This window comes from Williamsia sp. M5A3_1d (assembly GCF_053345315.1).
Genome location: NZ_JBKEZX010000002.1, coordinates 984,346 through 1,006,894, shown reverse-complemented (window position 1 = coordinate 1,006,894; position 22,549 = coordinate 984,346). Strand labels below are relative to the sequence as shown.

The following is a 22,549-nucleotide window of genomic DNA, read 5'->3' as shown; positions in this document are numbered from 1 at the left end:
TGTCCCGCGCACCGTGGACGCATGCCCGACCGCCCGCTGCCACCTCGTCTCGCCGCTCCGACAGTGCTGCTCTACGCCGCGGGTTACCCGATCGGTTCGGCCACCGTCGCTGTCATGTCGCCGTTCCTCGTGATCGCGCTCCGCTTCGCGCTGTCGGCCGGGCTGCTGTGGGTGATCGTCGCGATCCGGAGACCGGTGCGACCGACGGGCCGCCAGATCGGGCACGCCATGGTCGCGGGCCTGATGACCCAGGGAATCCAGTTCCTCGGGCTCTACTGGGCGCTGGATCACGGCGTGCCCTCGGGGCTCGCCGCGCTGATGATCGCCCTTAACCCGGTAATGACGGCCGGGCTGATGATCGTGCTCCTCGGCCATCGCGAATCGCGGCGCGGGGTGTTCGCGCTGGTCCTCGCGGCGGCCGCGGTGGTGGTGGCCTGCGCGCCGAAGATCCTCGCCGACCACGGCATCGGGCTCGGGATCGTCGCGGTGATCGTCGCCATGATCGGGCTGTCGGCAGGTGGGATCTACCAGGGACGTTTTTGCACCGACATGGATGTGTGGTTGGTGAGTGCGTTGGGCCTCACCGCGTCGACACCGGTTGCCGCGGTGTTCGCGGCCACCACTCCCGAACACACGACCGATCTGCCGCGGGCCCTGATCCTGCTGGCCACGATGATCGTGTTCAGTTCCGTGGGTGCGACCACGCTGTATTCGGCGTGCATCAAGACCTCGGGTGCGCGGTCGGCGTCCATCGTGTTCGCGGTGATCCCCGCCGCAGCCTCGGTCATGGCCTGGATCGCGCTGGGGGAGAGCCTGTCCCCGCTCACGATCGGCGGTCTCGCGCTCGGCGCCGCGGCGTGTGTGGCGCAGGCGACCGGTGACGCGCGGCTACGGTAATGAGCATGGCTCCCAGCGCGTACACCGTCAGCCGGTCGATCGATGTCGCCGCTCCCGCCGATGTGATCTATGCGCTCATCGCCGATTTCCATCACTGGACCACGTGGTCGCCGTGGGAGCAGACCGATCCGAACGTCGAACGCACCTACTCCGGACCCGATTCCGGAGTCGGGGCGCGCTACGCCTGGAAAGGCAACCGCAAGGCCGGGGCCGGGAGCATGGCCATCACCGACGCCGAACCGCGTCGTCGCATCACCATCGCGCTCGACTTCCTCAAGCCCTTCAAGTCCACCAGCACGGTGGTGTTCACCATCGCCGAGCAATTCGACGGGACCACCGGCGTCGAGTGGACGATGACCGGCGAACGCTCCGGGGTCGCGAAGCTGATGACGAGGGTCGTACCCCTGGACAAGCTCATCGGCGGCGACTTCGCCCGCGGGCTCGAGCAACTCAAAGCTCGCGCCGAATCCGCTGTGTGAGGCGGGAGTTCCGGGGCGTCGCACACCCCGGTGCCGCTCACCCCGCCGGGATGAACTCACGGATCGCCGCAGCGAAGGTCTCCGGTTGATCTTCCGGGATCAGCGTCCACGAGTCCTCCACCTCCACGAGGTGAGCGTCGCCGAACAGGTCCACGAGTCGTGACGCGTGTTCGAGCGGCATCATGCGGTCCTCGGTGGCCCAGACGACGAGAACCGGTCGGTCGAAACCCGACAGCCGCGACGACCACTCCAGCAGGGTCTTCCGTGATGGCGTCCCGGTCGCGAACTTCGCCAGGTCGCGCCGGATCTCGGCGCTCCGCGTCGCGGGCGCAAACCAGTCGTCGAGGACGTCGTCGGGGATCCCCCGCTTGCTCAGTCCGCCCCACGCCCGTCTGTCATGACGGACGAAGGACGTGCCGAGCAGACGAAGGAACAGGGCGGTGCCACCGGGGACCCGACACAGCGCCACCGCGGGCCGCGCCGGTTTCGGCGGGAAGTTGTCGAACGCCTCGCACGATGCGAGTACCAGGCGCCCGACCCGCTGGGCACGCCCGTCCGACACCATGAACTGTCCACCGCCCCAATCGTTCAGCACGAGTGTGACATCGCTGAGATCCAACGCGTCGAGGAAATCGGCGAGTATGCGTGCGACACCGAGTTGGGAGAGATCGGCATCCGGGTGCATCGGGTGTCGGTGACCGCCCAGCGGCAACGTGGGCGCCACGCAGCGGTGGTCGGGGAGCAGTGGAATGACGCGGCGCCACTGGGACTCGTTCATCAGCAGTCCGTGCGCGAACACCACCACTGGCCCGGTGCCGCCGGTGTCGAGGTAGTCGACGGGTCCGGCCGGCAGATCCACGCGTCTCATCGCAAGCCCCCGTCGGACGTCGTCGGTGTGCGACGCACGCTACGCCGGCGCTGCCGGATCGGCGACGGGTTTCCTCCTGTCCGCGACCTCACCGCCGTCGTACGAACGTGTGGTGAGCCGCAGATGACCTAACCTCGAACAGGAAGAGTCGACGCACGACGACCCAGGCGAGAGGTGGTGGCTCACGGTGCCGCCTCCGCATCCTCCGGGTCCCGGCGCGGCGCCGATCCGCGACAGGACCACGGTCGAGCTGCTCCGGTGGTGGTGGGAGCAGCCGTTCGAATACGAGTGGGTCTACGCATTCGCGGAGTCGCGCGCCTGGCTGCGCGTGGACCGGATGCTGGTGGCCGCCGGGTACGCGTGGTTCGCCGTCATGGGATCCGTCCTGATCGCGTTCGCAAGTCCGGGAACAACAGTGGGCGTGTGCACCGGGATCGCGGTGGTGGTGTTCGCGGTCTGCGCATGGTGGTGGTGGTCGGACCGTCCCTGGCCCGCCGAGAGGGTGTCGCTGCGATTCGTGGCCGTCGGCGAGGTGGCCGCCCTACCGCTCGCCGCGGCGGCCCCGTCGTCGACGGCGGCCCTCGCGCTGTTGTCGCTGTACGTGCTGCCGGGCATCTATCTGATGTTCATCCACAGCCCCGGGGTCCTGATCGCCCACTGCGAGTGGGTGACCGCGGTGGTCGCCGGGGTCGGCGCCTATGCGCTCACCGCCACCGACATCGACGTCGTGACCGCCGTCGTCGTGTTGATGTCGCAGCTCTTCGCGTGCAACGGGGGACTGATCGCCGGACAGATCGCGCTCACATTTCTGCGCAACGATGCCCGCAACTCCTTCACCGACCCGTTGACGGGACTGCTGAACCGACGTGGCTTCGAGGAGGCGGTCGCCCACCCGAGCACCCGCGTCGCAACGGGCGGACCGGTCAGCGTTCTCATGGCCGACATCGACGACTTCAAGTCGATCAACGACAGGAACGGTCACGGTCACGGCGACGCGCTCCTCGTCGCTGTGGCGCAGGCTCTCTCAGCGGTCTGCGACGGTCACACCGATGCGATCGCCCGCATCGGCGGCGACGAGTTCGTGGCGGTACTGCACGCCGATTCCGCGTCGGCGACGGCATTGGCGCATCGAGTCCGCGCATCGATGAGCGACCAGACGCGGTCGGCGCCGGTCACGATGAGCATCGGCATCCACACGACAGTGCCCGCGGCCTGGCCACCACCCGACGACGAGATCGGCGACATGTTGGCCCGCGCCGACGCAGTTCTCTACTCGTGTAAGCGCAACGGCGGGGACGCGGTGACAGCGGTGCACGACACCGCGCGATGACCGTACGGGTCAGCTGTCGTAGGAGATGCCGACGGTGTCGGTGACCGGGGTCGACTGACAGGCCAGGCGGGCACCGCGGCGCAGATCGAAGTCGTCGAGGGTGTCGTTGACCCTCATCTCCACCTCACCGGAGGTGAGGATGAACTCGCACCCACCGCAGTTGCCCTCGCGGCACACGTACGGCGCCTCGATCCCATTGTCCAACAGGACGTCGAGCAGGACGGCGTCGCGCGGCCATGCCACCTCGTGGGTGTCGCCTTCGATCTCGACGGTGGCGCGGGCCCCGGTCTGCGCGGGCGCCCCCGGGGTGGCTGGAGCTGCCGACGTGGTCGCCGCAGCCGCCGAGAACGGGTTCGTGGTCAACGAATAGAACAGCTCGCGATGGATACGCGACGTCGGCAGACCGGCGGCCTCGAGGGCGCCGTGCGCTACATCCATGAAGGGCGTCGGACCGCATAGATACGCAACCCGGTTCTCGTCGCCATCGGAGACCAACGGCGCCAACTCGGCGACGGTCGGCAGTCCCCGCTCGGACTCCAGCCAGTGCCGGACGACGAATCTGGACGGATGCGCCCGCTGGAGCTCCGCGATCGCCGAAGCGAAGATGACCGAATGCTCGTCGCGGTTGGCGTAGACAAGCGTCACCGCGTTGTCGTGACTCAGCAACGCGGTCTTGATGATCGACATCGCCGGCGTGATACCACTGCCCGCAGCGACGACCACGAAGTCGCGGGTCCACTCGCGCGGGGTGAATCCCCCGGTGGGGGAGATGATGTCGACACTCATCCCTGGCGCCGCGTTGTCGATCAACCAGTTCGACACCTGCCCACCCGCGACCCGCTTCACCGTGATGGCCGGATGGGGATCATGACCGGGTGCGGTCGACAGCGAGTAGCACCGCGGCGCCATCCCGTCGGGTAGCTGCGCGCCCACGGTGATGAACTGCCCTGGGCGATAGCTGAACCCGTCGGCCGGGGCCTCGAACACCACCGAGGCGGCATCGGCGGTCTCCCGGATCACCTCGCGTACCCGGAGCTGCAACTGTCCGGAGGCGGGCGGCGACGCGCGTGTGTCGGCGTCGCGGTCGGAGGAGCCCACGATCAGGCGGTCGGCTCGTAGGTGAGTTCCTTCGACCAGGTCGGGCTCGAGTTGAGCGTTCGCGTCGGATAGTGCTTGGTGATCTTCACCAGACGGTCGGCCAGAAGGTGGTAGGGGTGGCTGCGGTCGATCACCATGTCGCCGTGCCACTGGATGAAGCGGTACATGGGAACTCGCAGTGCGGCGGGGTTACGTTGCCCCACCTTCTTGAAACGTTTCATCGCGCTGTAGAGCCGCTCCTCGTCGACACCCATGGTGACGATGTTGTCGCGCATCTTGTTCAGCAGCGGGATGTAGCGCAGGGTGCCGATGATCAACGACGGGTTCATCCAGGCGCCGACGGTGTCGACGAGCAGCTTGCGCATCGTGGAGTTGCCGAGAAGTTCGATCACCGCGAAATCAACCGCGAGATGGCGGGATTCGTCGGCGTTGATGTGCTTGAACGCCTCCTGGCAGATCGGGTCGTGGATCTCGTCCATGATGAACTTCACCAGCGCGCCGTCGAGGGCGACCTCGAGCATGGGGATCACGGTGCCCAGCACACTGAGACTCAAGCCGTCGGCGTGCTTGTCGAGCCAGTCGATGATCAGCTTGACGTTGACGTTCGGCTCGGGCATCTCGTCGCCGTCGAGCATGCCCCACCGGCGCATCAGTGCGAGCTCGGCGTTGGCGTGCTTCTGCTCCTCGGCGTGGAAGTAGGTGTAGATCTCCCGAAGCGTGTCGGTCGGAGCCTTCTTCGCCATCGCCGCGAAGCCGCGTGCGCCGACGTTCTCGATCCACATGAGATCGGACATGAACGGCTTGAGCCGGGCGTGCAGTTCGGGGTCGATCAGCTCGGCACCGGGGGCGTCCCACTCGATGTCGGCCAGCGACCACTGCTTGTCCTTGATCTTGGTCAGCATCGCGTCGAAGTCGAAGGTGGTCGGTGCAGTCATCTGGCGTCTCCTGTTTCCAAGCGCACGGGGCGCGGTGCAGCGCGGCCCGAGAGTCGGGTCGCCGCGGAACGAGCTTCCCCAATAGTGTCACCAGAGATTGTCACAGTTGTCAATGAACGGTTGGGCGATGGCACATGAGCGCGCTCCGCCGTCAACGTCCGTCGGTGAGGATCAGGTGCCGCGCGCCTGCCACAGAGCTGCCGATAGATCGGAGACATTCGGGTCGTGTGTCTGTTGGAAGTTGCGGCCGCCCCGGGCGAACGTTCGCAGCGTCGCGGTGGGTACCTGCTGCTCGGGTACGGGTTCGGGCGTCCACCGGCAGGGACGAACGTAGGTCAGCCCGGTGGCGGTGGCCTCGGCGCCGTGGTCCTCGCGCAGCGGTCCGTCGAGACGCCCCAGGAAATACTCACCGCCGTCGGTCCGCGTCCACACCAACGCGCCGTCGGCCACCCGCTCGAAACGCTCGAGCCGTCGCATCCCACGTTCGTCCGACGCCGACATCCCGCACACCCCGAGGCGCACGGCCCTGTCTGCACCTCCCACCATCGGCGCGCGATATACCGCCGGCTGTTCGCGCCCGATCGCGGAAGTGGTCATCCGTCGACGATAGGAGCGCGCGCGGGAGATGTGAACGTTCGATCGCGGGGTGCCGGGAGGCGTCGCGTGTGCACCACACCGCACCCAGTCGCCATCAGCAGGAGCCCGACACCACCGGCGGTTGCGGTGGCCAGAAGGTACAGCGCCACCAGCGTCATGGTGACGGTGCACGCGGCGGTGACGCCTGACCCCCATCGTCCGTCGCGCAGGATCACCACCGCCGCCTGCAGTTGCAGGCCCAGGTGGGCGACCGTGAGCACGGCCGCCGAACCGAAAAGGGCGATCAGAGCGCTGATGCCGTCGGCGTCGACGCACGCCGCGGTCGAGACGGTCGCGGCAACTGCGCTGCTCACCAACGCCGCGCCGACGAGCGGGGACGTGACGCGCTCGAAGCCGGTGTGGTCGTTGTGTGGCCATACGTGCTCTTTGAGTCGGTCGGTCTCATCGATCGAGGTCATGTGCTCTGTGTAGTGCTTTAGAGTGTCGTGCGGTAGTACGCACAATATTGACCATATGGACGATTCTGTCCACGTGAAGTCGGCGACACAGGAGACGCGCACCATGACCGACGTGAACGAGACGATGCTGCGCGAGCCGGTGCGACGCGCCTACGAGGTGTGCCCCGTGGAGGTCAGCGTGGCGGTTCTCGGCGGGGCCTGGAAGATGACCATCGTCAAGAGTCTTCTCGACTCCCCGATGAGGTACGGCGCGCTGGGCCGAGCGGTGGGTCCGGTGGCGCCGCGGGTGCTCACGCGGCAGCTGCGGGAGCTGGAATCCGACGGGATCGTCGAACGTACGGTGTTCGGCGAGGTCCCGCCGAAGGTGGTGTACTCGCTCACCGCGCAGGGAAAGGCACTGGCGCCCTTCGTCGCAGCCCTCAACGAGTGGGGCACGAGATACGCCGAGCAGGTGATAGCTCCGAAGTGGGTGCCCAGCGTTGACGACACGGGTGAGGTCGGCGAGGTCGCGGATGGCGGAGTGCTCCGATGACGACGTCGCCGTGCTGACGGTGCGTAGGGGTCTGGTGCCGGTGGCGGTAGCCGCGGTGGTGGCATCCATCGCCGCGTGCGGGCTGTTCTCGGACGGGACGGAATCGTTCCGGCCGCCGGACGCACCGATCTCGCCTCTGGCCTCGTGCACCTTGCCCGACATCGTCGACCGATTCGACACCCGGGCCGACCACTATGGAGAGCGTGAGTACGAGGGTTCGCCTCCCGACGGGTTCATGGCCACATCGGTGGTCAGCTGCCAGACCTCGCAGCGCGCCGACGGAGCAACGGTGATCGATGCGGTGGAGCTCGGCGGCGACGTCGATGCGTTCGCGCGTGCGGTCGACCGGCCATCGGTGCGCACAGACAAGAACACCTCGGTCAGTTGCGCCGTCAATGTCGATGCCCCTGCAGCGATCTGGCTCGTGTCGGCGTCCGGCGCGGCGCGCGTCGCGTGGCCCAGTGTGGTGTGCGGCTACCGAGATGAACCGCTTGCTGCACTCGAGCGGCTCCGCGAGATCCGGCGCACCCCAATCCGCGATCTGGGCGTACTTCCCGCGACGGTCTGCCGCAGTGGTCCGCCGGGGTTCGTCAGGACGAGCAATGACGGTTCGGGTCGGATTCCTGCGACCACTCTGCGTTTCCCGACGGGTGCGGTCGCGGGGGCGACAGTGTGCACCTACCGGGTGTCGCGGTCGTCGACCGGCGATCTGCAGGAGTCCGGAGCGGAGTCGCGCCGGGTGACGTCTGCGGTCGCCAGCCGTGTTGTGCGCGAGACCATCTCCGCGCCTGTGGAACCCACCTGCGACGTCGATGCGACCGAGATCGCGGTCATGCCCCTGTATCGCCCGGACGGATCCGGCGGCGCGTCGCTCGCGGTCGAGAACGACGGCTGTCGTCGGGTGACCGTGGACGACGGTCTCGGCTACCGCGTGGCGTCGGGTGAGGTGACCGCGTTGCTGCGTGGTGAGGCCTGATCCCGCTCCGGCTGCGCGGTGAGGTACGGGCGCGAGATCCACAGCGCCACAGCCACCACCACGATGAGCACATACAGCGGGAGCAGATGACTCAGTGTGGTGTAGCCGATGTCGAGGTGCACGGCCAGCGCCGGCGCGGTGCCGAACAGGCACCCGAGGAGCAACGACCACCACACCCACCGCTCGCCACGCCGCCACCCCCACAGCGAGATCAGCAGCACGGCCAGACCCGATCCGACGAGCGCTCCACCGAACCCGGCCCGGTCGTGGGCGATGAACGGCAGCAGGTTCTGGTTCGCGTCGCGCAGCGCGCCGGCACTGGTCTCGAGGTAACCCAGATCGGTGGGCACGAATACCGCGGTGAGACCGACGGTCGAGATCACCGTGCCCGCCACGGCGAGGCCTCCGCCGACGCCGATCATCATCAGTTGGCCCCACAATGCCACTGTGCGTTCACGTTCGGGCCCCTCGGGCGCGCGCGGACGCACGGGCACCACGGGTGCGCGCCACACCGCCACCACGAGCAACGGTGACAGCACGACGACGACAAGTGTGTGCAGCGGCTCGACGAAACCCGTGGCGAGGAAGTAGAGCCAGGTGCCGAACGCGACGATCCCCGACACCGCCAGGGTGTCGCGGGCCCAGCGGCGCCCGCGGCGGATACCGCCCCACGCCAGGCCGCAGTAGAGCGACCCGAGCCCGACCATGTTGCCGGCCATGGTGATCCGGTCGTGTTGCAGGAACCCGACGAGATGGGTGTCCACCTCGTTCAGGCCCGACACCGACAGGCCGAGATAGTCACGGTCGTACCCCAGCAACACGGGCCCGATGGTGATCACCGCGGCGCCGATGCCCCCGACGATCAGGCCAACGCCGACGAGCATCGCCCACACCCACGCCGGCCACCCGCGCACATCGGCCACCTCGTGTCGCGTCGGCCGCCGGAGCGTCGTCGGTTCGTCGGCCGGGGCGCGGCCGGCGTGCGCCTCGACCACGCGGTGGAACCACCCGGGCCCCGATGCGATGAGCACTTCCGGGTCGGCCAGCACGATCGTGCGTGGTCTCGCGAGTGCGGCCACCGCCTCGTCGACGTCCGGAGCACGCAACACCAGAACGTCGGGGTCGTCGACGACACGTGCCTCGTCGACGTGGGGTGCGAGGGCCGCGGCGGTCGACGCCGAGTCGCAGACCGCGACCACGCGGCAGCGCCGCCCGGCGGTCGCGATGCGGACGGCCTCGACGTCGGAGGCGGTCACCGGATCGATGTGGATCACCGTGGCTCCCTGGACGGGCAGCACGGCGATCGCGTCCCTGGCCACCGAGACCGGGACCCGCGCGCCGAGTCGGCTGCGCAGCTCCGGGGGGACCTCGGGATGGGCGAAGACGATCGGGATCCAACGGCGACCGCCCGCGCGGACGAGCAGAGCCAGGAACGCCAGCGCGATCCGTCGGGTGCGGCGCTCGCCGATCACCCTCGACGCGACGGGCTCGAGCGGTACGTATGTCCAGTCGGGCATGGTCCCATCATCGCCCCCGCGCCGAAGGCGAGGAGCACCGCGCCATATTCTCAGGTTCTGACCAGGTACTTCGTCGCCGACCGGCGGTATTCTCGGCACATGATGTGGCCCAGATCACATCAGAGGAGGATCGCGCCATGGCCGTCACGATGAGTTTCCAGTCGCCTCATCTGCGTCATTCGCCACCGATGAGCGCGGCACGCCAACGCCGCGCACGCCTCCGTCGCGCAGCCGTGTGGGGCCAGGTCGGTTGGGCGGCGTTCATCGTCGGGTCCGCCGCGTTCGCACTGGGCCTCGCCGGCATCGCCACGGGCCTCACGGCACTCGGCATCGTGAGCCTCGCCGTGTGGGTCGTCGCCTACGGTCTGACGATCTTCTCGGTCCGCTCGCGCGCCATGGCTCGTGGTGATCGGACCCTGCAGGAGCACATCGCTCGCGTGAAGCGCTCGCGCTACCGCCGCGCCTACCCGGCGACCGCGGGGTCACCGGCGACCAACTACGTCGAGCCGTACCGTCCGCCGGTGTCGCTCCTCGCCCCCGGCGCCGACTGACCCCTCGGGTCTCACGACACCGGGCACGTCACCCGGCGAGATCGATCGCCGGAATCCGGCGCGTGAGCAGCGTCGCCGCTCCCAGTGCGATCTCACGGTCCTCGGTGATGATCCGCTCGTAGACGTGGGAGTCGTCGGCAGCTCGATCCGCCACCAGAGCGACCGACGATGCGGCGAAGGTCGGCGACACCACGATCACCGACCGTTCCCGCGCCAACGGCTCGAACGGTTCGACGGTCACGGCGCGACAACCGATGTCGTCGCCGACGGGCGTGGTGTGGAACACCGCCGTGAGCGCAGTACGCGACGCCACATCCTGCAGGAGCGCGCGGTGCTCAGGCGAGAGGGCGACCGATGAGGGGATGGTGACGAAGACCATCGCGGTCGGGCCGAGCTGAGCCGCACGAGAGAGGAGTCGCCGCTCGACCGCGGCGAGTTCTGTCTCGTCGACGAGGTGACGTCCCCCGACGGTTCGACACAGTCCGTAGGGCGTGACCGCCGCCGGATCACGGACGGTCACCGCGGGCGGCGTCACACGTCGGATTCCGTCGGTGTCCCCCTCGGTCGGATCGAAGGCCGGAAGGCGGGTGGGGCGCCCGTAGAAGTAGCCCTGCCCCTGATGGGCGCCCAGGTCGATGGCCCGCTGCTCGTGTCGTTCGTTCTCTATCCCCTCGGCGACCACGGCGGCGCCGGTCCTATCGACCTCGTCGGTGACCGCGGCGAGGACGGCGGCGGCAGCGTCCGTCGACATCCGATCCTGGACCAGGCTCATGTCGAGCTTGATGACGTCGGGCCGAAGCAACTCGAGCAACGCGAGGCTCGACGAATCCGCACCGACGTCGTCGAGGGCGATGCGCCATCCGAGACGCCGAGCGTGCTCGACGGCCCGCAGCAGGCCGGCCGGATCGCGCATGAGGTGTCGTTCGGTGATCTCGACCGTCACCGACAATTCGCGCGCGGCCGCGAGCACCGGCGCGGCGTCCGCGGGTGGCGTCGCGTCGAGCGCTGTCGGTTCGGCGTTGAGGAACAGTGTCAATCCGGCCGGGAAGTGACCGGCGAGCGCACTGCGGAGAGAGGTCAGTCGACAACGCCAGTCGAAGTCGACGGTGAGGTTCTGCCGTTCGGCGGCGTGGAACAGTTCGGCCGCCGATGTCCAGGCGGTTCGCGGCGCCCGGGTCAGCGCCTCGAAGCCGACCACTGCGCGTGTTCCGACATCGACGACGGGCTGGTAGACGGTCTCGATGTCGACCGCCATCGGCGACGGCTCGGACGCATCGGTCGATGGACGCACGCGCAGATCCTTCCTCGGTCCCCCGGTTCCTCCACCCACCGCGCATTGTGCCAACATGCGCTATCGGGGTCGCGAGCCACCGGTCATGGTCTCGCGTCGGCGTCGAGGATTGCGGCAGGAGCATCGATGACTACAGGTGCGGGCGATCTGACGGACGACACGCGGGTGATCGCCGGACGTTACCGGCTCGGCCGTCCGCTCGGGCGAGGCGCCATGGCCGACGTCTACAGCGGTACCGATGAGCTCCTCCGGCGATCGGTCGCCGTGAAGAAGTTCCGCGTCCACCCCCGCTCGGTCGACGATCTCCGCCGTGTCGAAGCCGAGATGCGGACCCTCGCCTCGCTGTCGCATCCCGGTCTCATCGGCCTCTTCGACGCGGGGACCACCCGGGATCCCGACGGATTCGACGTCCCGTACCTGATCATGGAACTCGTCGACGGGCCGACGCTGGGAGCCCTCCGAGGGGAGCATGCGCTCGCGCCCGTCGCCGTCGCCCAGATCGGTCGGGAACTGGCCGATGCGCTGGAGTACATCCACGCAGCGGGTGTGGTGCATCGAGACATCAAGCCCGCCAACATCTTGATGATCAGGACCCCTGCCGGTGGCCGGGAGCAGAGTGCGAAACTCGCCGATTTCGGTATCGCGCGCGCGATCGACGCCGAGCACCTCACCGACCACGGGACCACGGTCGGCACCGTCCACTACATGAGTCCCGAACAGGCGACCGGGAGCAGTGTGACGGGACCTCCCGGTGACATCTACTCACTCGGTCTCGTTCTCATCGAATGCCTGACCGGCCGAGTGGTTTTCGAAGGCACCGCGGTCGTGTCCGCGATGGCCAGGCTGCATCGGGACCCGAGTGTGCCGCGTGAATTCGGACCGGAGTGGGTGGCGCTGCTGTCGGACATGACCTCGCGAGCACCCGACGATCGCCCCACGGCGGCCGCGGTGGCAGACCGCCTTCGCGCTATCGAGGACGGGGCGCGCCGTACGCCCACGACCATGTTCACGACCCCACAGCCGCGACCGCTGGCCGCCGACACCCAGCAGCTTGCATCGGGTCAGTCGAGTCGGGCGCGTTGGTGGCCATGGGGTCTCGGTATGGCGGTGATCGCCGCGGTTGTCGCTGCCGTCCTGTGGGCCGCAACGGGTTCGGACAAGACTCCGGGCGAGCCGGCGCCATCGCCGGTCAGTTCAGTTGCCGCGCCGTCGTCGACCGCTGCCCCGTCGTCGACTACTGCCCCCTCGTCGACCACCGCGCCGATCCCGGCCACCACGGCACCGACTCCGGCCACCCTGGAGCCGCTGGTGCCGACGCCCACCGCGGATCAGGTGGAACCGCCGGCCGCAGTGCTTCCGATACTCCCGCCCGCCGCCAACGGGAACGGCAACAACAGGGGAAACGGCAACGGCAACGGCAGGCGAAACGGCAACGGAAACGGGAACGGGAACGGAAACGGCAACGGCAACGGGGGCGGCGAACAGAACTAGTCGAAGCCCCCGTGGGCCGCGTTTCTCAGCGTGCCTTCAGCACCGCTGTGGTCTGATTCCGCCATGTTGGTCTGTGGGACCTTCGCGACCGAATCGGAGGAGACGACCAGGTGAACATCATTCAGGCGATCGTGCTCGGGATCGTGGAGGGGCTCACGGAGTTCCTTCCGGTCTCGTCCACGGGACATCTGACCATCGTCGAGAAACTCATGGGGTTGACCATCGACGACGCGTCGGTGACCGCGTTCACCGCGATCATCCAGGTCGGTGCGATCGCGGCGGTGATCATCTTCTTCTTCCGAGACATCATCGGATTGGTCGCCGCGTGGGTGCGCGGCCTGCGCTCGGCGGCGCGACGCGACGATCCCGACTACCGGATGGCATGGACGGTGATCATCGGATCGATACCGATCGGGATCGTCGGCTTCCTCGCCAAGGACGTCGTGTCCGGACCACTACGGAGTCTGTGGGTGGTCGCCGCGGCGCTCATCGTCTGGAGCGCCGTCATGTACTCAGCCGAGCGGGTGGCAACACAGCGGCGTACCGACCGTGATGTCACGGTCACCGACGGTGTGATCGTCGGGCTGTTGCAGTGTGTCGCGCTCATCCCGGGTGTGTCGCGATCGGGCGCGACGATCTCGGCGGGCCTGTTCCGTGGGCTCGATCGCGTGGCCGCGACCCGATTGTCCTTCTATCTGTCGATCCCCGCTCTCCTGGCCGCCGGTGGTTATGAGGCCGCGACCTCGGCGAGGGACATCTCCCATGGGGTGGGCTGGGCCGCGACAGCGGTCGCCACCCTCGTGAGCCTCGTCGTCGCCTACGCGAGCATCGCCTGGCTTCTGCGGTTCGTGGGTCGACACCCGATCACCTATTTCGTCGGCTACCGGGTGGCGCTCGGCCTGGTTCTCATCGTGCTCCTGGGGACCGGGGTGTTGACGGCGACCTGACGGGTCATCCAGCGGTAGAGCACAGTTCGAGGCGCGGCGAAGTGGAGGTCGAACATGCGCATCCTGGTGGTGGAGGACGATCGGAACGGGGCCGAGACGTTGCGCCGGACGTTGGTCGCCGAGGGCTGGGTGGTCGAGCTGGCACACAACGGTGAGGACGGGCTCCATCTCGCCTCGACGAACACCTACGAGGCAATCGTTCTCGACATCATGATGCCGAAGCTCAACGGTTACGAGGTGGTGCGAACACTGCGCAGCCGCGAGGTGTGGACACCCGTGCTGATGTTGACCGCGAAAGACGGTGACCACGATCAGGTGGACGCGTTCGAGTTCGGCGCCGACGACTATCTGATCAAACCCTTCTCGGTCGCGGTCCTCATCGCCCGCGTGCGCGCACTCGTCCGGCGCGGTGCTCCCGAACGACCGGTCGCGCTCACCGCCGGTTCACTGTCGCTGGACCCCGCGTCGCACCGGGTACAACGGGCCGATGTCGAGATCCCACTCACACCACGCGAATTCGGCCTGCTCGAGTTCTTGATGCGACACAAGGGACAGGTCCTGACCAAGAACGAGATCCTGCAGGGAGTGTGGGACGTCAACTACGAGGGTGACGAGAACATCGTCGAGGTCTACATCGGCTACCTCCGGCGGCGCATCGACCGCCCGTTCGGCGTCACCACCCTGCAGACGATCCGCGGGGTCGGGTACCGGCTCGACGAGTGAGTCGGGATCGGGGCCCAGGGGTCACCCGTCCGATCGGCTCGTCGGCACGCTGATGGTGATCGCGGCTCCGCCGCTCGGCGCCTCCCCTGCGCGCACCGTCCCCGAGTGTGCTCGCACGATCTCGCTCACGATGGCGAGACCCAGCCCGGATCCACCTGCCGAACGTTCGCGGTCTTCGTCGAGACGGACGAAGCGGTCGAAGATGCGCTCCCGGTCCGCGGGCGGGATCCCGGGACCGTCGTCGCAGACGACGATCCTGCCTGTGCCGTCGTCGTCGGTCGACATCGTCAACGTCACAGCTGAGCGAGCGTGGCGGACGGCATTGTCGACCACATTCCGCAGTGCCCTGGCCAGCTTCTCGCGGTCGCCGACGACCCGGATCGGGGCCACCACAGCGCGAATCGCGATGGGACTGATGGTGTCCGTACGGTGCGCAGCCTCGGCCACGACGTCGTCGAGATCGACGTCTCCCATGACGAGCGGGATCCCCCGCTCGTCGGCCTTGGCCAGGAGCAGCAGGTCGTCGACCATCGTCTGTAGACGCAACACCTCGGGCAACATGATGGAGTCGATCGTCGCGAGGTCGAGTGGTCGACCGGTGGTGCGGGCCAGGTCGAGCAGACCGTAGATGCTCATCAGTGGGCTGCGGAGCTCGTGTGATGCGTCGCCGACGAATCTCAGTTGCTGCTCGCGCGCGAGCTGCAGGCGATCGAGCATCGCATTCATGGTTCTCGCCAGTGTTGATATCTCGTCGCCGGCCGCGGTCTCCGGGACGCGGGCACTCAGGTCGTTGCTCGACATCGCGGCGACCTGGGCCCGGATGCCCTCGACGGGCCGGAGGGCGCGGCCGACGAAGAGGTAGGACGCGAAGGCCAACAGCAGCAGGATGATCGGGAACACCGCGCAGAACAGGATCGCGACAGTGATCACGACATCGTTGATGGGACCCTCGGCGACACCGACGGCGATGGTCAGCGGTCCCGCGGACGAGTCCACCCCGAGCACTGTCGTCCGGAACTCGTCACCTGTGCCGGCGATCTGCGCGCCGTCGATCGTGGCGTGTGATCCGGCCGCGACAGGGTCGACCAGGCGACCGTTACGACCCGAGGGGCCGGAGGCGCGCACACGCCCGGACGCGTCGATGACCTGGATGATGTCGAGGTCCCTCGACGGCGCCACCGCCTCGGCATCGATCCCCTGCAGTGATTCCGTCCGTACGGTGGCTGCGATCTGTGCGGCTCGCGCGCCGGCCGCGGCGTCAGCGGAGTTGAGCAGCGAGTTGTGGAGCACCGACAGCATGATCGCGGCGGCGCAGGCGAGAGCGACCGCCAGGAGAACGGTGGCCACCACCGTCAGTCGGACACGCACACCGGCCAGGCGATTGCCCACGCCGCGCAGGGCGGACAGCATTCGCGAGGTCATCGCTGCAGGGTAGGCGGATCCGCGCTCGCGGCGGGCGTTCCTTCCTCGACGAGGTCACCCACCGTGCCGGGATGCTCCGGGTACACGGGCGGACAGATCGGCGTCCGTGAGGGGGCGTGCGAGGGACGTGTCACCGGCACCGGGCGGGGCCGAATCCGATCCGGCCGAGCTCGACGTGCGCCGCTGACCCACCGCGACGAACGTCACGAGCGCCACTATCGCCAGCAGCCAGGCGGCCGTCACAGGTCCTGTGCCCCAGCCCAGTCCGCTCTTCGACGTCGGATCGGCCAGCCAGTCCGCTGCCGACGCACCCAGGGGTCGAGTCACCACGTATGCCGCCCAGAAGGTGAGGATGGGGCTGGCACCGCGCCGCCATGCGATGAGCGGGACCACGATGACCGCCGCGAACAGCGCGGTGCTGGCCAGGTATCCGAGATGTAGCGAACTGGCCGTCAGGTCGCCGAGCGCTGTTCCGAGCGCGAACGTGGCCATGACCGTTGCCCAGTAATAGATCTCGGGCTGACGCGAGGTGATGGTGTGCACGTCCAACGATCCGGTGCTGCGATGCCACATCACCAGGATCGCCGCGACGGTGAGCGCGAAGACGACGCTCGTGGCGATATAGGGGATCCCGACGACGGCGTGGGCGACATCGGCGACCACGGTGCCCAACACGCTCACCATCGCGACGCAGGCCCAGTAGACCGCAGGGATGTAGCGGCGCACTCGGAATTGGACTGCGAACACGGCACCGAACACCAGCACTATCGCTGCGGCGTTGACGATCTCGTTGCCATGGGTACCGAGGAAGTCCGAGAGGGTCTCGCCCATACCGGTCGTCAGTATCTTGATCGCCCAGAAGGCAACGGTGATCTCGGGGACGCGGAGGAGTCCGCGGCTCACCGCGTCGGACGGGTCGACTGTGGGCTTTCTCGAGGTACGCACGGCGATCTCCAAGGGTCGTCGGGAACGAGCCCTCAGTGTGGGTGGTGCTCGCTGAGAGGGTGCTGTGCGTCGGTAAAGGGACCGTCAAGGGGTGTCGGAAGTCTGTGTGGTCGGTCCGCGTCGAAACGTTCCGGGGACGATCGTGTGCGTGGGGTGACCGCAGCGACCGCGGACACAGCCAGCAGAAACGCCAGGTCGGACAGGCCGCCGAGCGACGCGAGGGTGGCGACCCCCGGCGAGATGTCCGACGCCGGCCATCGCCGATGCGAACGCGCCGGGATCGGTGTCACCCACTGCGTCAGGCCCCAGATCGACCCGAGGCCCAACGCAGCACCGAGCGGGCCCAGCCGTCGCATGGTCACCGCCCTCGGGTCGACACGGGAACCGACACCGGCGAGGTGTCGGTCACGTAGAAGAAGTCACGCCGATCCGGTATGAGGTATCTGGTCTCCGGACCGGGCATCGACGGCATCAACTTGCTCGGCTCCCGTGAGCCCACGTCGGTGGTGTGCCAACTGATGAATGTCGACATGCCGGTGTGCATGTCGAGCTGCATCCCGCGCACCGCTCCCGCCTGCGCCAGCGCCGATGCGAGTGTCGTGAGGTTGAGATGGTCGCCGGCGACGTACACGACATTGTGATTCCGATCGACTCCCAACCCCGATCGCCATGTGTACTGGAACTGCAGATGGGTCCCACCCCACTGAGCGCCACTCGATCCGGTTGCGGGCAGCGGATGTCCGTTGTCGACCACCAGGTCCAGGTTCTGGCGCGCCGCGACGAGATGACGGGTCATGGTGATGTCGCGGCCCCACGCGCCGACGGTCAGGTGGCCGCGATCGTCGATGGCCGCTGTGGCCTGACCGGAACGCAGCGGGATCATCGCATGTCCGAAATCGTAGACACCGCCTGTGATGTCGCCGAACCGGAAGCCCGAGTTGAACACCGCGACGAGCAGGGATCGGTCGGTGGCAGGCACCTGCGCCGCACTTGTGTTCATCGCGCTGCGCGGCTGGGTCGTTCCGGTCATCAGGTGCGTGGCCGTCGCGCGGCTGTTGATGACGGCGACTCCGGTGACGATGCTCGGGTGAGCGCGATCCGGTTCGAACGCGCTGGTGTACACGACGGGTGTCCCGTCCGATGAGGTGCATGTGGCGCGCCATCGTGGAGCGCCACCCGCCCCGGCCGGGACTGGGAGGGACGTCAATGGGATGGCGGCGGCCGATGCCGCCACACCGGTGGCCAACTGCGCGCTGTCTGCCGGTGTCGTCGACGGCGAGTGCCTTGTGTAGTACCAGTTCTCGATGTGGTCGACGATCGATCCGGCGCCGTGATCGCGTAGCCATGCCGATGTCTTGTCGGCCGGCGACGCGTAGCCGGGAGCGAGCATCGCCCGCCCGAAGGACACCCCGACGAACGAGGCCAGGACGAGGAACACCCCCATCGACACCAGCGCGGCGCGTCGCCGGGTGGATCGTCTCCGGGTTCGACCGGGGGCCCGCGGATCACCGGGCACGGCGGGAACCCGCGGTCGCGGCGCGACGAGCCGGTTCGATCACCACGACGGCACCCGCGGCGAGCGTGGTCGCGAGGAGCCACTCCCACATCGGTACCGCCACCAGGTGATCCGGGAACGAGTCGCCTGGCGTGAGATCGAGTGCATGGGTGCACACGAAGACGACCAGGACAAAAGTGGTCACACCGATGTATCCCAGGGCGAGCCCGAACAAACGGTCGGCCGACGATGCCGCCAGGCGATTCATGGTGCAGCCGTCTCGCGCACCATGCCGGTGGATCCGTTCTGTTCCAGCCGATCGACCCGCGTGACGGTCAGGTAGGCGACGAGGGCGATGATGACGCCGAAGAACGCCAGGTTGACCCCGGTGGTGCCCAATCCGAGGCCGCCGGAATCGGTGGGCTGGGTCAGCAGGTCGCCCAGCGACGCGCCCAGTGGCCGCGTGATGATGTACGCGGCCCAGAAAGCGGTGACGGCGTTGACACGTAAACCGTAGTGGCCGAGCGTGATCACCGCGATGAGACCAGCGAACAGGACCAACGACCATGTGTATCCGAGGGCGAGCTTCTCGGCGATGAGATCACCCGCTGCGGTGCCCAGGGCGAACGTGAACAGGATGGCGAGCCAGTAGAAGGCTTCACGACGGGGTGTCCGGATGGAATGGATCGACAGCGTCCCCTCGACCACGTACCAGGCGGTGAAGACCGCGATCAGTACGGCGGCGAAGACGATCGTCGTCGCGACCAGTGGGACCCCGAAGTTGTCGGTGAGGTTGTCGGTGATGAGCGTGCCGGTGACACTGATGACGACCACGATCCACCAGTACAGGACCGGGATGTAGCGGCGGACCGCGAACTGGCCGGCGAGGCTGACGACGAGGATCACGACGGTGACGATGGTGGTGTTCGTGAGACCGAAACCCATCGTCATGTTCATGTAGTCGGCCGCTGTCTCCCCGACCGTCGTAGCCAGGATCTTGATCACCCAGAAGAAGATCGTGACCTCGGGAACCTTGCTCAGAGCCTTTGTGAATCTCGGCGATGAGGTGACCGGACGCTGGTGCATGGCGTGAGCCTTTCGGAGGTGGCGAGACGTCGGGCCGTCGTGCGCGACGCTGCTGTCAGGGGCCACTGTGACGGCGTGATCCTGTGACGACGCTGTACGGACCTGAGAGGACGCTGAACCAGCTCCGGCAGGTCTCACAGGCGGTGATTCGGCGACACCGGCGGCCAGTGGTGTCGCCGAATCACGGACGTCCGATCAGTTCTGACCGGGGGCGTCGGGGGTGTCGCCGGGCTCGGGCGTGTCGACGTGCTCGACCGATACCGGGGCGTGGTGGTCGGGCGTCATCGCGTTCGCGATGCCGAATCCGGCACCGGTCAGCGCCGCAGCACCGATCACGGCAGCGATGACGGCGGTCTTTGCGGTGGGCTTCCTGCTCATGTCCTTCTCCTTGGTCGATTCGACCCGAGCTGTTCGGGTGCCATCCAGGGTGTGCGAGCAGCGCTGTGGAGAAGCTGGGAGCGCCTGAGAAAGCCGGTGCGGTCGACCGCGGCACACCGCGGACGTGGGAACTCAGGTCCCTCTCAGCAACTGCCCTCCACAGTTGTGGTTCGCGCACGCGTCGACCGTCTGGAGGGCAGGGTGACGAAGACGAATGATCCCGACGGACTGCAGGCGGAGTATTTCCTGCGGGAACTCGAGCGCGCCGCGGACATCCTTGTCGATCAGATCGCCAAGCTGAATCGATTGAAAGGTGCGCAGCGGGAGGCCCAGCGCCGCCGCCAGGAGCTCTACGACGTGCGGCGGCGGATCGACGCGATCCGACGTCGCTTTGCCTCGCCAACGCAATCCCGACGTCTCAACCGCTCGGAGTGGTGATTGGAACACTGGATCCGATTGGCTGCGGGCGGGGCCTTGTTGGTCTCGATCGCAGTGATCGTGCTCGGTTGGTACGGGGTGAGGCAGCGGGCGCCGGCGGTCCGGGCCGCCCTGCGTGCAGTCGCGCAACTCGCAGTGGTCGCGGTGGTGCTCCGAGGAGCGATCACGCACTGGCCCCTGGCGGCGGTGGTCGTCGCGATCATGTTCAGCGTCGCGGTCGTCACCGCGGCGCGCAGGCTCCGCGCATTCCGTCACGCACTTCCGGCGGTGTCTGTGGCGTGCGCGTGCGGTGCAGCTGTCGCCGTCGGGGTCATCGTCGGAATCCCGATCCTCGATCGCAACCCCACCGACCTGATCGCGGTGTCCGGCATCATCATCGGCGGGTGCATGACCGCGGCCACCCTCACCGGGCGAAACCTGCTCGCCGCGATGGAAGCCCGGAACGACGAGGTCGAAGCCTGGCTGTCGATCGGTGCCACACGACGACGGGCCCTCCTCGATCTGTGTCGTAGCGCGGTGTTCGAGGCTCTGGTTCCCGGTCTCGACCAGACCCGAACAGTCGGACTCGTCACCCTCCCAGGCGCTTTCGTGGGGGCGATCCTCGCCGGCGCCGGCGCCGAGCAGGCCGCGCGATTCCAACTCGCGGTACTCACCGGACTGATCTGTGCGCAATCGATCACCGCGGTCGCCTTGGCGCACATGTTGGGTGGGGACCGATCGAGTGTCCCCCTGAGGTCGCGCGAACACCGCTCGCACTGAACGGATTCGAGGAAGCTAAACCTGATTACGCGAACGCTCAGAGATTGCCGCGGGTTCCGGAAACGGCGACGGGAGCCGGCCTCAATAGTTACCATCGCGATGTTCGAATGCAGTATCTGATATCTGCTGCGTGACCGTCGGGCCACGCGGTGACCACATCGAAGGAGAATCACATGTTGCTCGGAGCTGTCGGGGCGCTCGTCGGAGGACTACTCGGTGGACTGGGAGTCGGCAATCTCTTGCTGGGACTCGGTGCAGGACTGTTCGGTTCGAGCTAGACCCGTTGTCGGTCCGACCGGTCTCGACGGATGTCGAGACCGGTCGGATCGTATGGTCATCTACGAGTAGGCGGGGACACAGCGACACCGTCAGGCGTCAGTGCTGATCCCGTCCAACTCGGCGAGGACCTCGGTGCTCAGCTCGATACCCGCGCCCACTGCGTTCTCGCGCAGATGAGCCGCCGATGACGTGCCCGGGATCAGAAGGATGTTCGGTGAGCGGTGCAGCAGCCACGCCAGCGCCACCGAGAGAGGTGTGGTCTCCAGGCGGGTGGCGATGCGCGACAGCGTGTCTGACTGCAGCGGGGAGAAACCGCCCAGAGGGAAGAAGGGCACGAACGCGATGCCCTGTTCCGCCGTGGCGTCGACGAGCGGATCGTCGACCCGGTGGGCGACGTTGTAGAAATTCTGGACACAGACGATCGGTGCGATCTCCTGCGCCTCGGCCAACTGTTCAGCGGTGACATTGCTGACCCCGATGTGCCGGATGTGCCCTGCGCGTTGCAGAGCCGCGAGCGCCTCGATCTGTTCGGCGATCGGCCCGGGCTCGGGCTCGTTCACGCCGCCCACCCGCATGTTCACCACGTCGAGCGTGTCGAGCCCGAGGTGGCTCAGGTTCTCGTGCACCTGTCGGGTCAGGTCCTCGGGGCTGCGGGAGTGCGGCCAGTTCCCCTCGGCGTCGCGCCGCGCTCCGACCTTCGTCACGATGTGCAGGTCGTCAGGGTAGGGATGCAGGGCCCCTCTGATGATCTCGTTGGTGATGTGCGGGCCATAGAAGTCGGCGGTGTCGATGTGGGTGACCCCCATGTCGACCGCCTCGCGCAGGACCGCTGTTGCCGCCTCGCGATCGGCAGGCGGCCCGAAGACGCCGGGCCCGGCGAGTTGCATGGCACCGTAACCGAATCGCGTGACCGTGAGATCGCCCAACCGGTACGTACCGCCGGGAAGCGTGGTGTCGGACATGCTCGTTCCTCCTCCGTGGATCAGTCGGCGTGTCTCGCCGTCCCGGTCGACGGTAGGAGCGCCGACACGAGGGTGGGTAGTGCCTGTCCACCCTG

Annotated in this window: 25 protein-coding genes; 11 read left to right on the top strand and 14 right to left on the bottom strand. The window is 67.6% G+C overall.

The features are described 5' to 3' along the window. Positions 1-21 precede the first annotated feature (21 nt). Both ACLBW1_RS12365 and ACLBW1_RS12360 read left to right on the top strand, forming a co-directional pair. The gene (locus ACLBW1_RS12365) at positions 22-897 is read left to right on the top strand and encodes a DMT family transporter (protein WP_447812109.1); all 876 of its coding nucleotides are present in this window, start codon (positions 22-24) and stop codon (positions 895-897) included. A gap of 5 nt (positions 898-902) precedes the next feature. Further along, entirely contained in the window at positions 903-1,376 is a 474-nt protein-coding gene (locus tag ACLBW1_RS12360; protein WP_447812108.1) for an SRPBCC family protein, read from the top strand. 37 nt (positions 1,377-1,413) lie between these two features. Here the strand turns inward: ACLBW1_RS12360 and ACLBW1_RS12355 are convergent, their stop codons facing one another. Continuing rightward, positions 1,414-2,244 (bottom strand): alpha/beta fold hydrolase, encoded by an 831-nt coding sequence (locus ACLBW1_RS12355; protein WP_447812107.1) that lies wholly within the window; start codon positions 2,242-2,244, stop codon positions 1,414-1,416. Positions 2,245-2,431: 187 nt separating this feature from the next. Here ACLBW1_RS12355 and ACLBW1_RS12350 point away from each other — a divergent pair, with 187 nt between their 5' ends. Then, entirely contained in the window at positions 2,432-3,574 is a 1,143-nt protein-coding gene (locus ACLBW1_RS12350) for a GGDEF domain-containing protein (protein ID WP_447812106.1), read from the top strand. 9 nt (positions 3,575-3,583) lie between these two features. Here ACLBW1_RS12350 and ACLBW1_RS12345 read toward each other — a convergent pair whose 3' ends face one another. The 4 genes from ACLBW1_RS12345 to ACLBW1_RS12330 form a co-directional block, all read right to left on the bottom strand. Further along, entirely contained in the window at positions 3,584-4,672 is a 1,089-nt protein-coding gene (locus ACLBW1_RS12345; protein WP_447812105.1) for a 2Fe-2S iron-sulfur cluster-binding protein, read from the bottom strand. 2 nt (positions 4,673-4,674) lie between these two features. Beyond that, positions 4,675-5,607 carry a ferritin-like domain-containing protein gene (locus ACLBW1_RS12340; protein ID WP_447812104.1) on the bottom strand — a complete coding sequence of 311 codons (933 nt, stop codon included), beginning with the start codon at positions 5,605-5,607 and terminating at the stop codon, positions 4,675-4,677. A gap of 171 nt (positions 5,608-5,778) precedes the next feature. Further along, positions 5,779-6,204, bottom strand: a complete 426-nt coding sequence (locus ACLBW1_RS12335; RefSeq protein ID WP_447812103.1) for a GAF domain-containing protein — start codon at positions 6,202-6,204, stop codon at positions 5,779-5,781. Beyond that, entirely contained in the window at positions 6,201-6,662 is a 462-nt protein-coding gene (locus ACLBW1_RS12330) for a hypothetical protein (protein ID WP_447812102.1), read from the bottom strand. Before ACLBW1_RS12330 ends, ACLBW1_RS12335 begins: the two co-directional genes overlap by 4 nt. Positions 6,663-6,717: 55 nt before the next feature. On the opposite strand from ACLBW1_RS12330, the gene ACLBW1_RS12325 reads away from it, so the two are divergent. Both ACLBW1_RS12325 and ACLBW1_RS12320 read left to right on the top strand, forming a co-directional pair. Next, a complete protein-coding gene (locus ACLBW1_RS12325) occupies positions 6,718-7,194 on the top strand; it encodes a winged helix-turn-helix transcriptional regulator (protein WP_447812101.1) in 477 nt (158 codons plus the stop codon). Further along, on the top strand, positions 7,175-8,170 hold the full coding sequence (locus ACLBW1_RS12320) for a hypothetical protein (protein WP_447812100.1): 996 nt from the start codon (positions 7,175-7,177) through the stop codon (positions 8,168-8,170). The genes ACLBW1_RS12325 and ACLBW1_RS12320 overlap by 20 nt, the downstream gene beginning before the upstream one ends. On the opposite strand, the gene ACLBW1_RS12315 is transcribed toward ACLBW1_RS12320, so the two are convergent. After that, the gene (locus tag ACLBW1_RS12315; RefSeq protein WP_447812099.1) at positions 8,119-9,687 is read right to left on the bottom strand and encodes a hypothetical protein; all 1,569 of its coding nucleotides are present in this window, start codon (positions 9,685-9,687) and stop codon (positions 8,119-8,121) included. The genes ACLBW1_RS12320 and ACLBW1_RS12315 overlap by 52 nt on opposite strands. Before the next feature lie 137 nt (positions 9,688-9,824). On the opposite strand from ACLBW1_RS12315, the gene ACLBW1_RS12310 reads away from it, so the two are divergent. After that, on the top strand, positions 9,825-10,238 hold the full coding sequence (locus ACLBW1_RS12310; RefSeq protein ID WP_447812098.1) for a hypothetical protein: 414 nt from the start codon (positions 9,825-9,827) through the stop codon (positions 10,236-10,238). A gap of 28 nt (positions 10,239-10,266) precedes the next feature. Here the strand turns inward: ACLBW1_RS12310 and ACLBW1_RS12305 are convergent, their stop codons facing one another. Further along, on the bottom strand, positions 10,267-11,529 hold the full coding sequence (locus ACLBW1_RS12305) for an EAL domain-containing protein (RefSeq protein ID WP_447812097.1): 1,263 nt from the start codon (positions 11,527-11,529) through the stop codon (positions 10,267-10,269). 126 nt (positions 11,530-11,655) lie between these two features. On the opposite strand from ACLBW1_RS12305, the gene ACLBW1_RS12300 reads away from it, so the two are divergent. The 3 genes from ACLBW1_RS12300 (at position 11,656) to ACLBW1_RS12290 (ending at position 14,690) form a co-directional block, all read left to right on the top strand. Continuing rightward, positions 11,656-13,020 (top strand): serine/threonine-protein kinase, encoded by a 1,365-nt coding sequence (locus tag ACLBW1_RS12300; protein ID WP_447812096.1) that lies wholly within the window; start codon positions 11,656-11,658, stop codon positions 13,018-13,020. A 110-nt stretch (positions 13,021-13,130) separates the two neighbouring features. Further along, entirely contained in the window at positions 13,131-13,967 is an 837-nt protein-coding gene (locus ACLBW1_RS12295; RefSeq protein ID WP_447812095.1) for an undecaprenyl-diphosphate phosphatase, read from the top strand. Between the two features lie 54 nt (positions 13,968-14,021). Beyond that, positions 14,022-14,690: a response regulator transcription factor gene (locus ACLBW1_RS12290; RefSeq protein ID WP_447812094.1), complete on the top strand. Its 669-nt coding sequence runs from the start codon at positions 14,022-14,024 to the stop codon at positions 14,688-14,690. A gap of 21 nt (positions 14,691-14,711) precedes the next feature. Here the strand turns inward: ACLBW1_RS12290 and ACLBW1_RS12285 are convergent, their stop codons facing one another. From ACLBW1_RS12285 to ACLBW1_RS12260, 6 genes are all read right to left on the bottom strand, one after another. Then, positions 14,712-16,112: an ATP-binding protein gene (locus ACLBW1_RS12285; protein ID WP_447812093.1), complete on the bottom strand. Its 1,401-nt coding sequence runs from the start codon at positions 16,110-16,112 to the stop codon at positions 14,712-14,714. 54 nt (positions 16,113-16,166) lie between these two features. Continuing rightward, complete coding sequence (locus ACLBW1_RS12280; protein ID WP_447812092.1) at positions 16,167-17,057, bottom strand: COG4705 family protein; 891 nt, start codon at positions 17,055-17,057, stop codon at positions 16,167-16,169. Between the two features lie 358 nt (positions 17,058-17,415). Beyond that, entirely contained in the window at positions 17,416-18,501 is a 1,086-nt protein-coding gene (locus ACLBW1_RS12275) for a hypothetical protein (protein WP_447812091.1), read from the bottom strand. A 61-nt stretch (positions 18,502-18,562) separates the two neighbouring features. Further along, positions 18,563-18,820 (bottom strand): hypothetical protein, encoded by a 258-nt coding sequence (locus tag ACLBW1_RS12270; RefSeq protein WP_447812090.1) that lies wholly within the window; start codon positions 18,818-18,820, stop codon positions 18,563-18,565. Then, positions 18,817-19,638: a COG4705 family protein gene (locus ACLBW1_RS12265; RefSeq protein ID WP_447812089.1), complete on the bottom strand. Its 822-nt coding sequence runs from the start codon at positions 19,636-19,638 to the stop codon at positions 18,817-18,819. The genes ACLBW1_RS12270 and ACLBW1_RS12265 overlap by 4 nt, the downstream gene beginning before the upstream one ends. 195 nt (positions 19,639-19,833) lie before the next feature. Next, complete coding sequence (locus ACLBW1_RS12260) at positions 19,834-20,016, bottom strand: hypothetical protein (protein ID WP_447812088.1); 183 nt, start codon at positions 20,014-20,016, stop codon at positions 19,834-19,836. Between the two features lie 201 nt (positions 20,017-20,217). Between ACLBW1_RS12260 and ACLBW1_RS12255 the strand changes: the two genes are divergently transcribed. Further along, positions 20,218-20,454: a hypothetical protein gene (locus tag ACLBW1_RS12255; protein WP_447812087.1), complete on the top strand. Its 237-nt coding sequence runs from the start codon at positions 20,218-20,220 to the stop codon at positions 20,452-20,454. A 39-nt stretch (positions 20,455-20,493) separates the two neighbouring features. Continuing rightward, a complete protein-coding gene (locus ACLBW1_RS12250; protein WP_447812086.1) occupies positions 20,494-21,213 on the top strand; it encodes an ABC transporter permease in 720 nt (239 codons plus the stop codon). Between the two features lie 368 nt (positions 21,214-21,581). Here ACLBW1_RS12250 and ACLBW1_RS12245 read toward each other — a convergent pair whose 3' ends face one another. Beyond that, complete coding sequence (locus ACLBW1_RS12245) at positions 21,582-22,454, bottom strand: aldo/keto reductase family oxidoreductase (RefSeq protein ID WP_447812085.1); 873 nt, start codon at positions 22,452-22,454, stop codon at positions 21,582-21,584. Positions 22,455-22,549 lie beyond the last annotated feature (95 nt).

Bases quoted from the DNA above. Each gene is read 5' to 3' on its own strand.
- ACLBW1_RS12365 (WP_447812109.1), top strand. From the start codon at position 22: ATGCCCGACCGCCCGCTGCCACCTCGTCTCGCCGCTCCGACAGTGCTG.
- ACLBW1_RS12360 (WP_447812108.1), top strand. From the start codon at position 903: ATGGCTCCCAGCGCGTACACCGTCAGCCGGTCGATCGATGTCGCCGCT.
- ACLBW1_RS12355 (WP_447812107.1), bottom strand. From the start codon at position 2,244: ATGAGACGCGTGGATCTGCCGGCCGGACCCGTCGACTACCTCGACACC.
- ACLBW1_RS12340 (WP_447812104.1), bottom strand. From the start codon at position 5,607: ATGACTGCACCGACCACCTTCGACTTCGACGCGATGCTGACCAAGATC.
- ACLBW1_RS12335 (WP_447812103.1), bottom strand. From the start codon at position 6,204: ATGACCACTTCCGCGATCGGGCGCGAACAGCCGGCGGTATATCGCGCG.
- ACLBW1_RS12330 (WP_447812102.1), bottom strand. From the start codon at position 6,662: ATGACCTCGATCGATGAGACCGACCGACTCAAAGAGCACGTATGGCCA.
- ACLBW1_RS12325 (WP_447812101.1), top strand. From the start codon at position 6,718: ATGGACGATTCTGTCCACGTGAAGTCGGCGACACAGGAGACGCGCACC.
- ACLBW1_RS12320 (WP_447812100.1), top strand. From the start codon at position 7,175: ATGGCGGAGTGCTCCGATGACGACGTCGCCGTGCTGACGGTGCGTAGG.
- ACLBW1_RS12315 (WP_447812099.1), bottom strand. From the start codon at position 9,687: ATGCCCGACTGGACATACGTACCGCTCGAGCCCGTCGCGTCGAGGGTG.
- ACLBW1_RS12310 (WP_447812098.1), top strand. From the start codon at position 9,825: ATGGCCGTCACGATGAGTTTCCAGTCGCCTCATCTGCGTCATTCGCCA.
- ACLBW1_RS12300 (WP_447812096.1), top strand. From the start codon at position 11,656: ATGACTACAGGTGCGGGCGATCTGACGGACGACACGCGGGTGATCGCC.
- ACLBW1_RS12290 (WP_447812094.1), top strand. From the start codon at position 14,022: ATGCGCATCCTGGTGGTGGAGGACGATCGGAACGGGGCCGAGACGTTG.
- ACLBW1_RS12285 (WP_447812093.1), bottom strand. From the start codon at position 16,112: ATGACCTCGCGAATGCTGTCCGCCCTGCGCGGCGTGGGCAATCGCCTG.
- ACLBW1_RS12275 (WP_447812091.1), bottom strand. From the start codon at position 18,501: ATGGGGGTGTTCCTCGTCCTGGCCTCGTTCGTCGGGGTGTCCTTCGGG.
- ACLBW1_RS12270 (WP_447812090.1), bottom strand. From the start codon at position 18,820: ATGAATCGCCTGGCGGCATCGTCGGCCGACCGTTTGTTCGGGCTCGCC.
- ACLBW1_RS12265 (WP_447812089.1), bottom strand. From the start codon at position 19,638: ATGCACCAGCGTCCGGTCACCTCATCGCCGAGATTCACAAAGGCTCTG.
- ACLBW1_RS12260 (WP_447812088.1), bottom strand. From the start codon at position 20,016: ATGAGCAGGAAGCCCACCGCAAAGACCGCCGTCATCGCTGCCGTGATC.
- ACLBW1_RS12245 (WP_447812085.1), bottom strand. From the start codon at position 22,454: ATGTCCGACACCACGCTTCCCGGCGGTACGTACCGGTTGGGCGATCTC.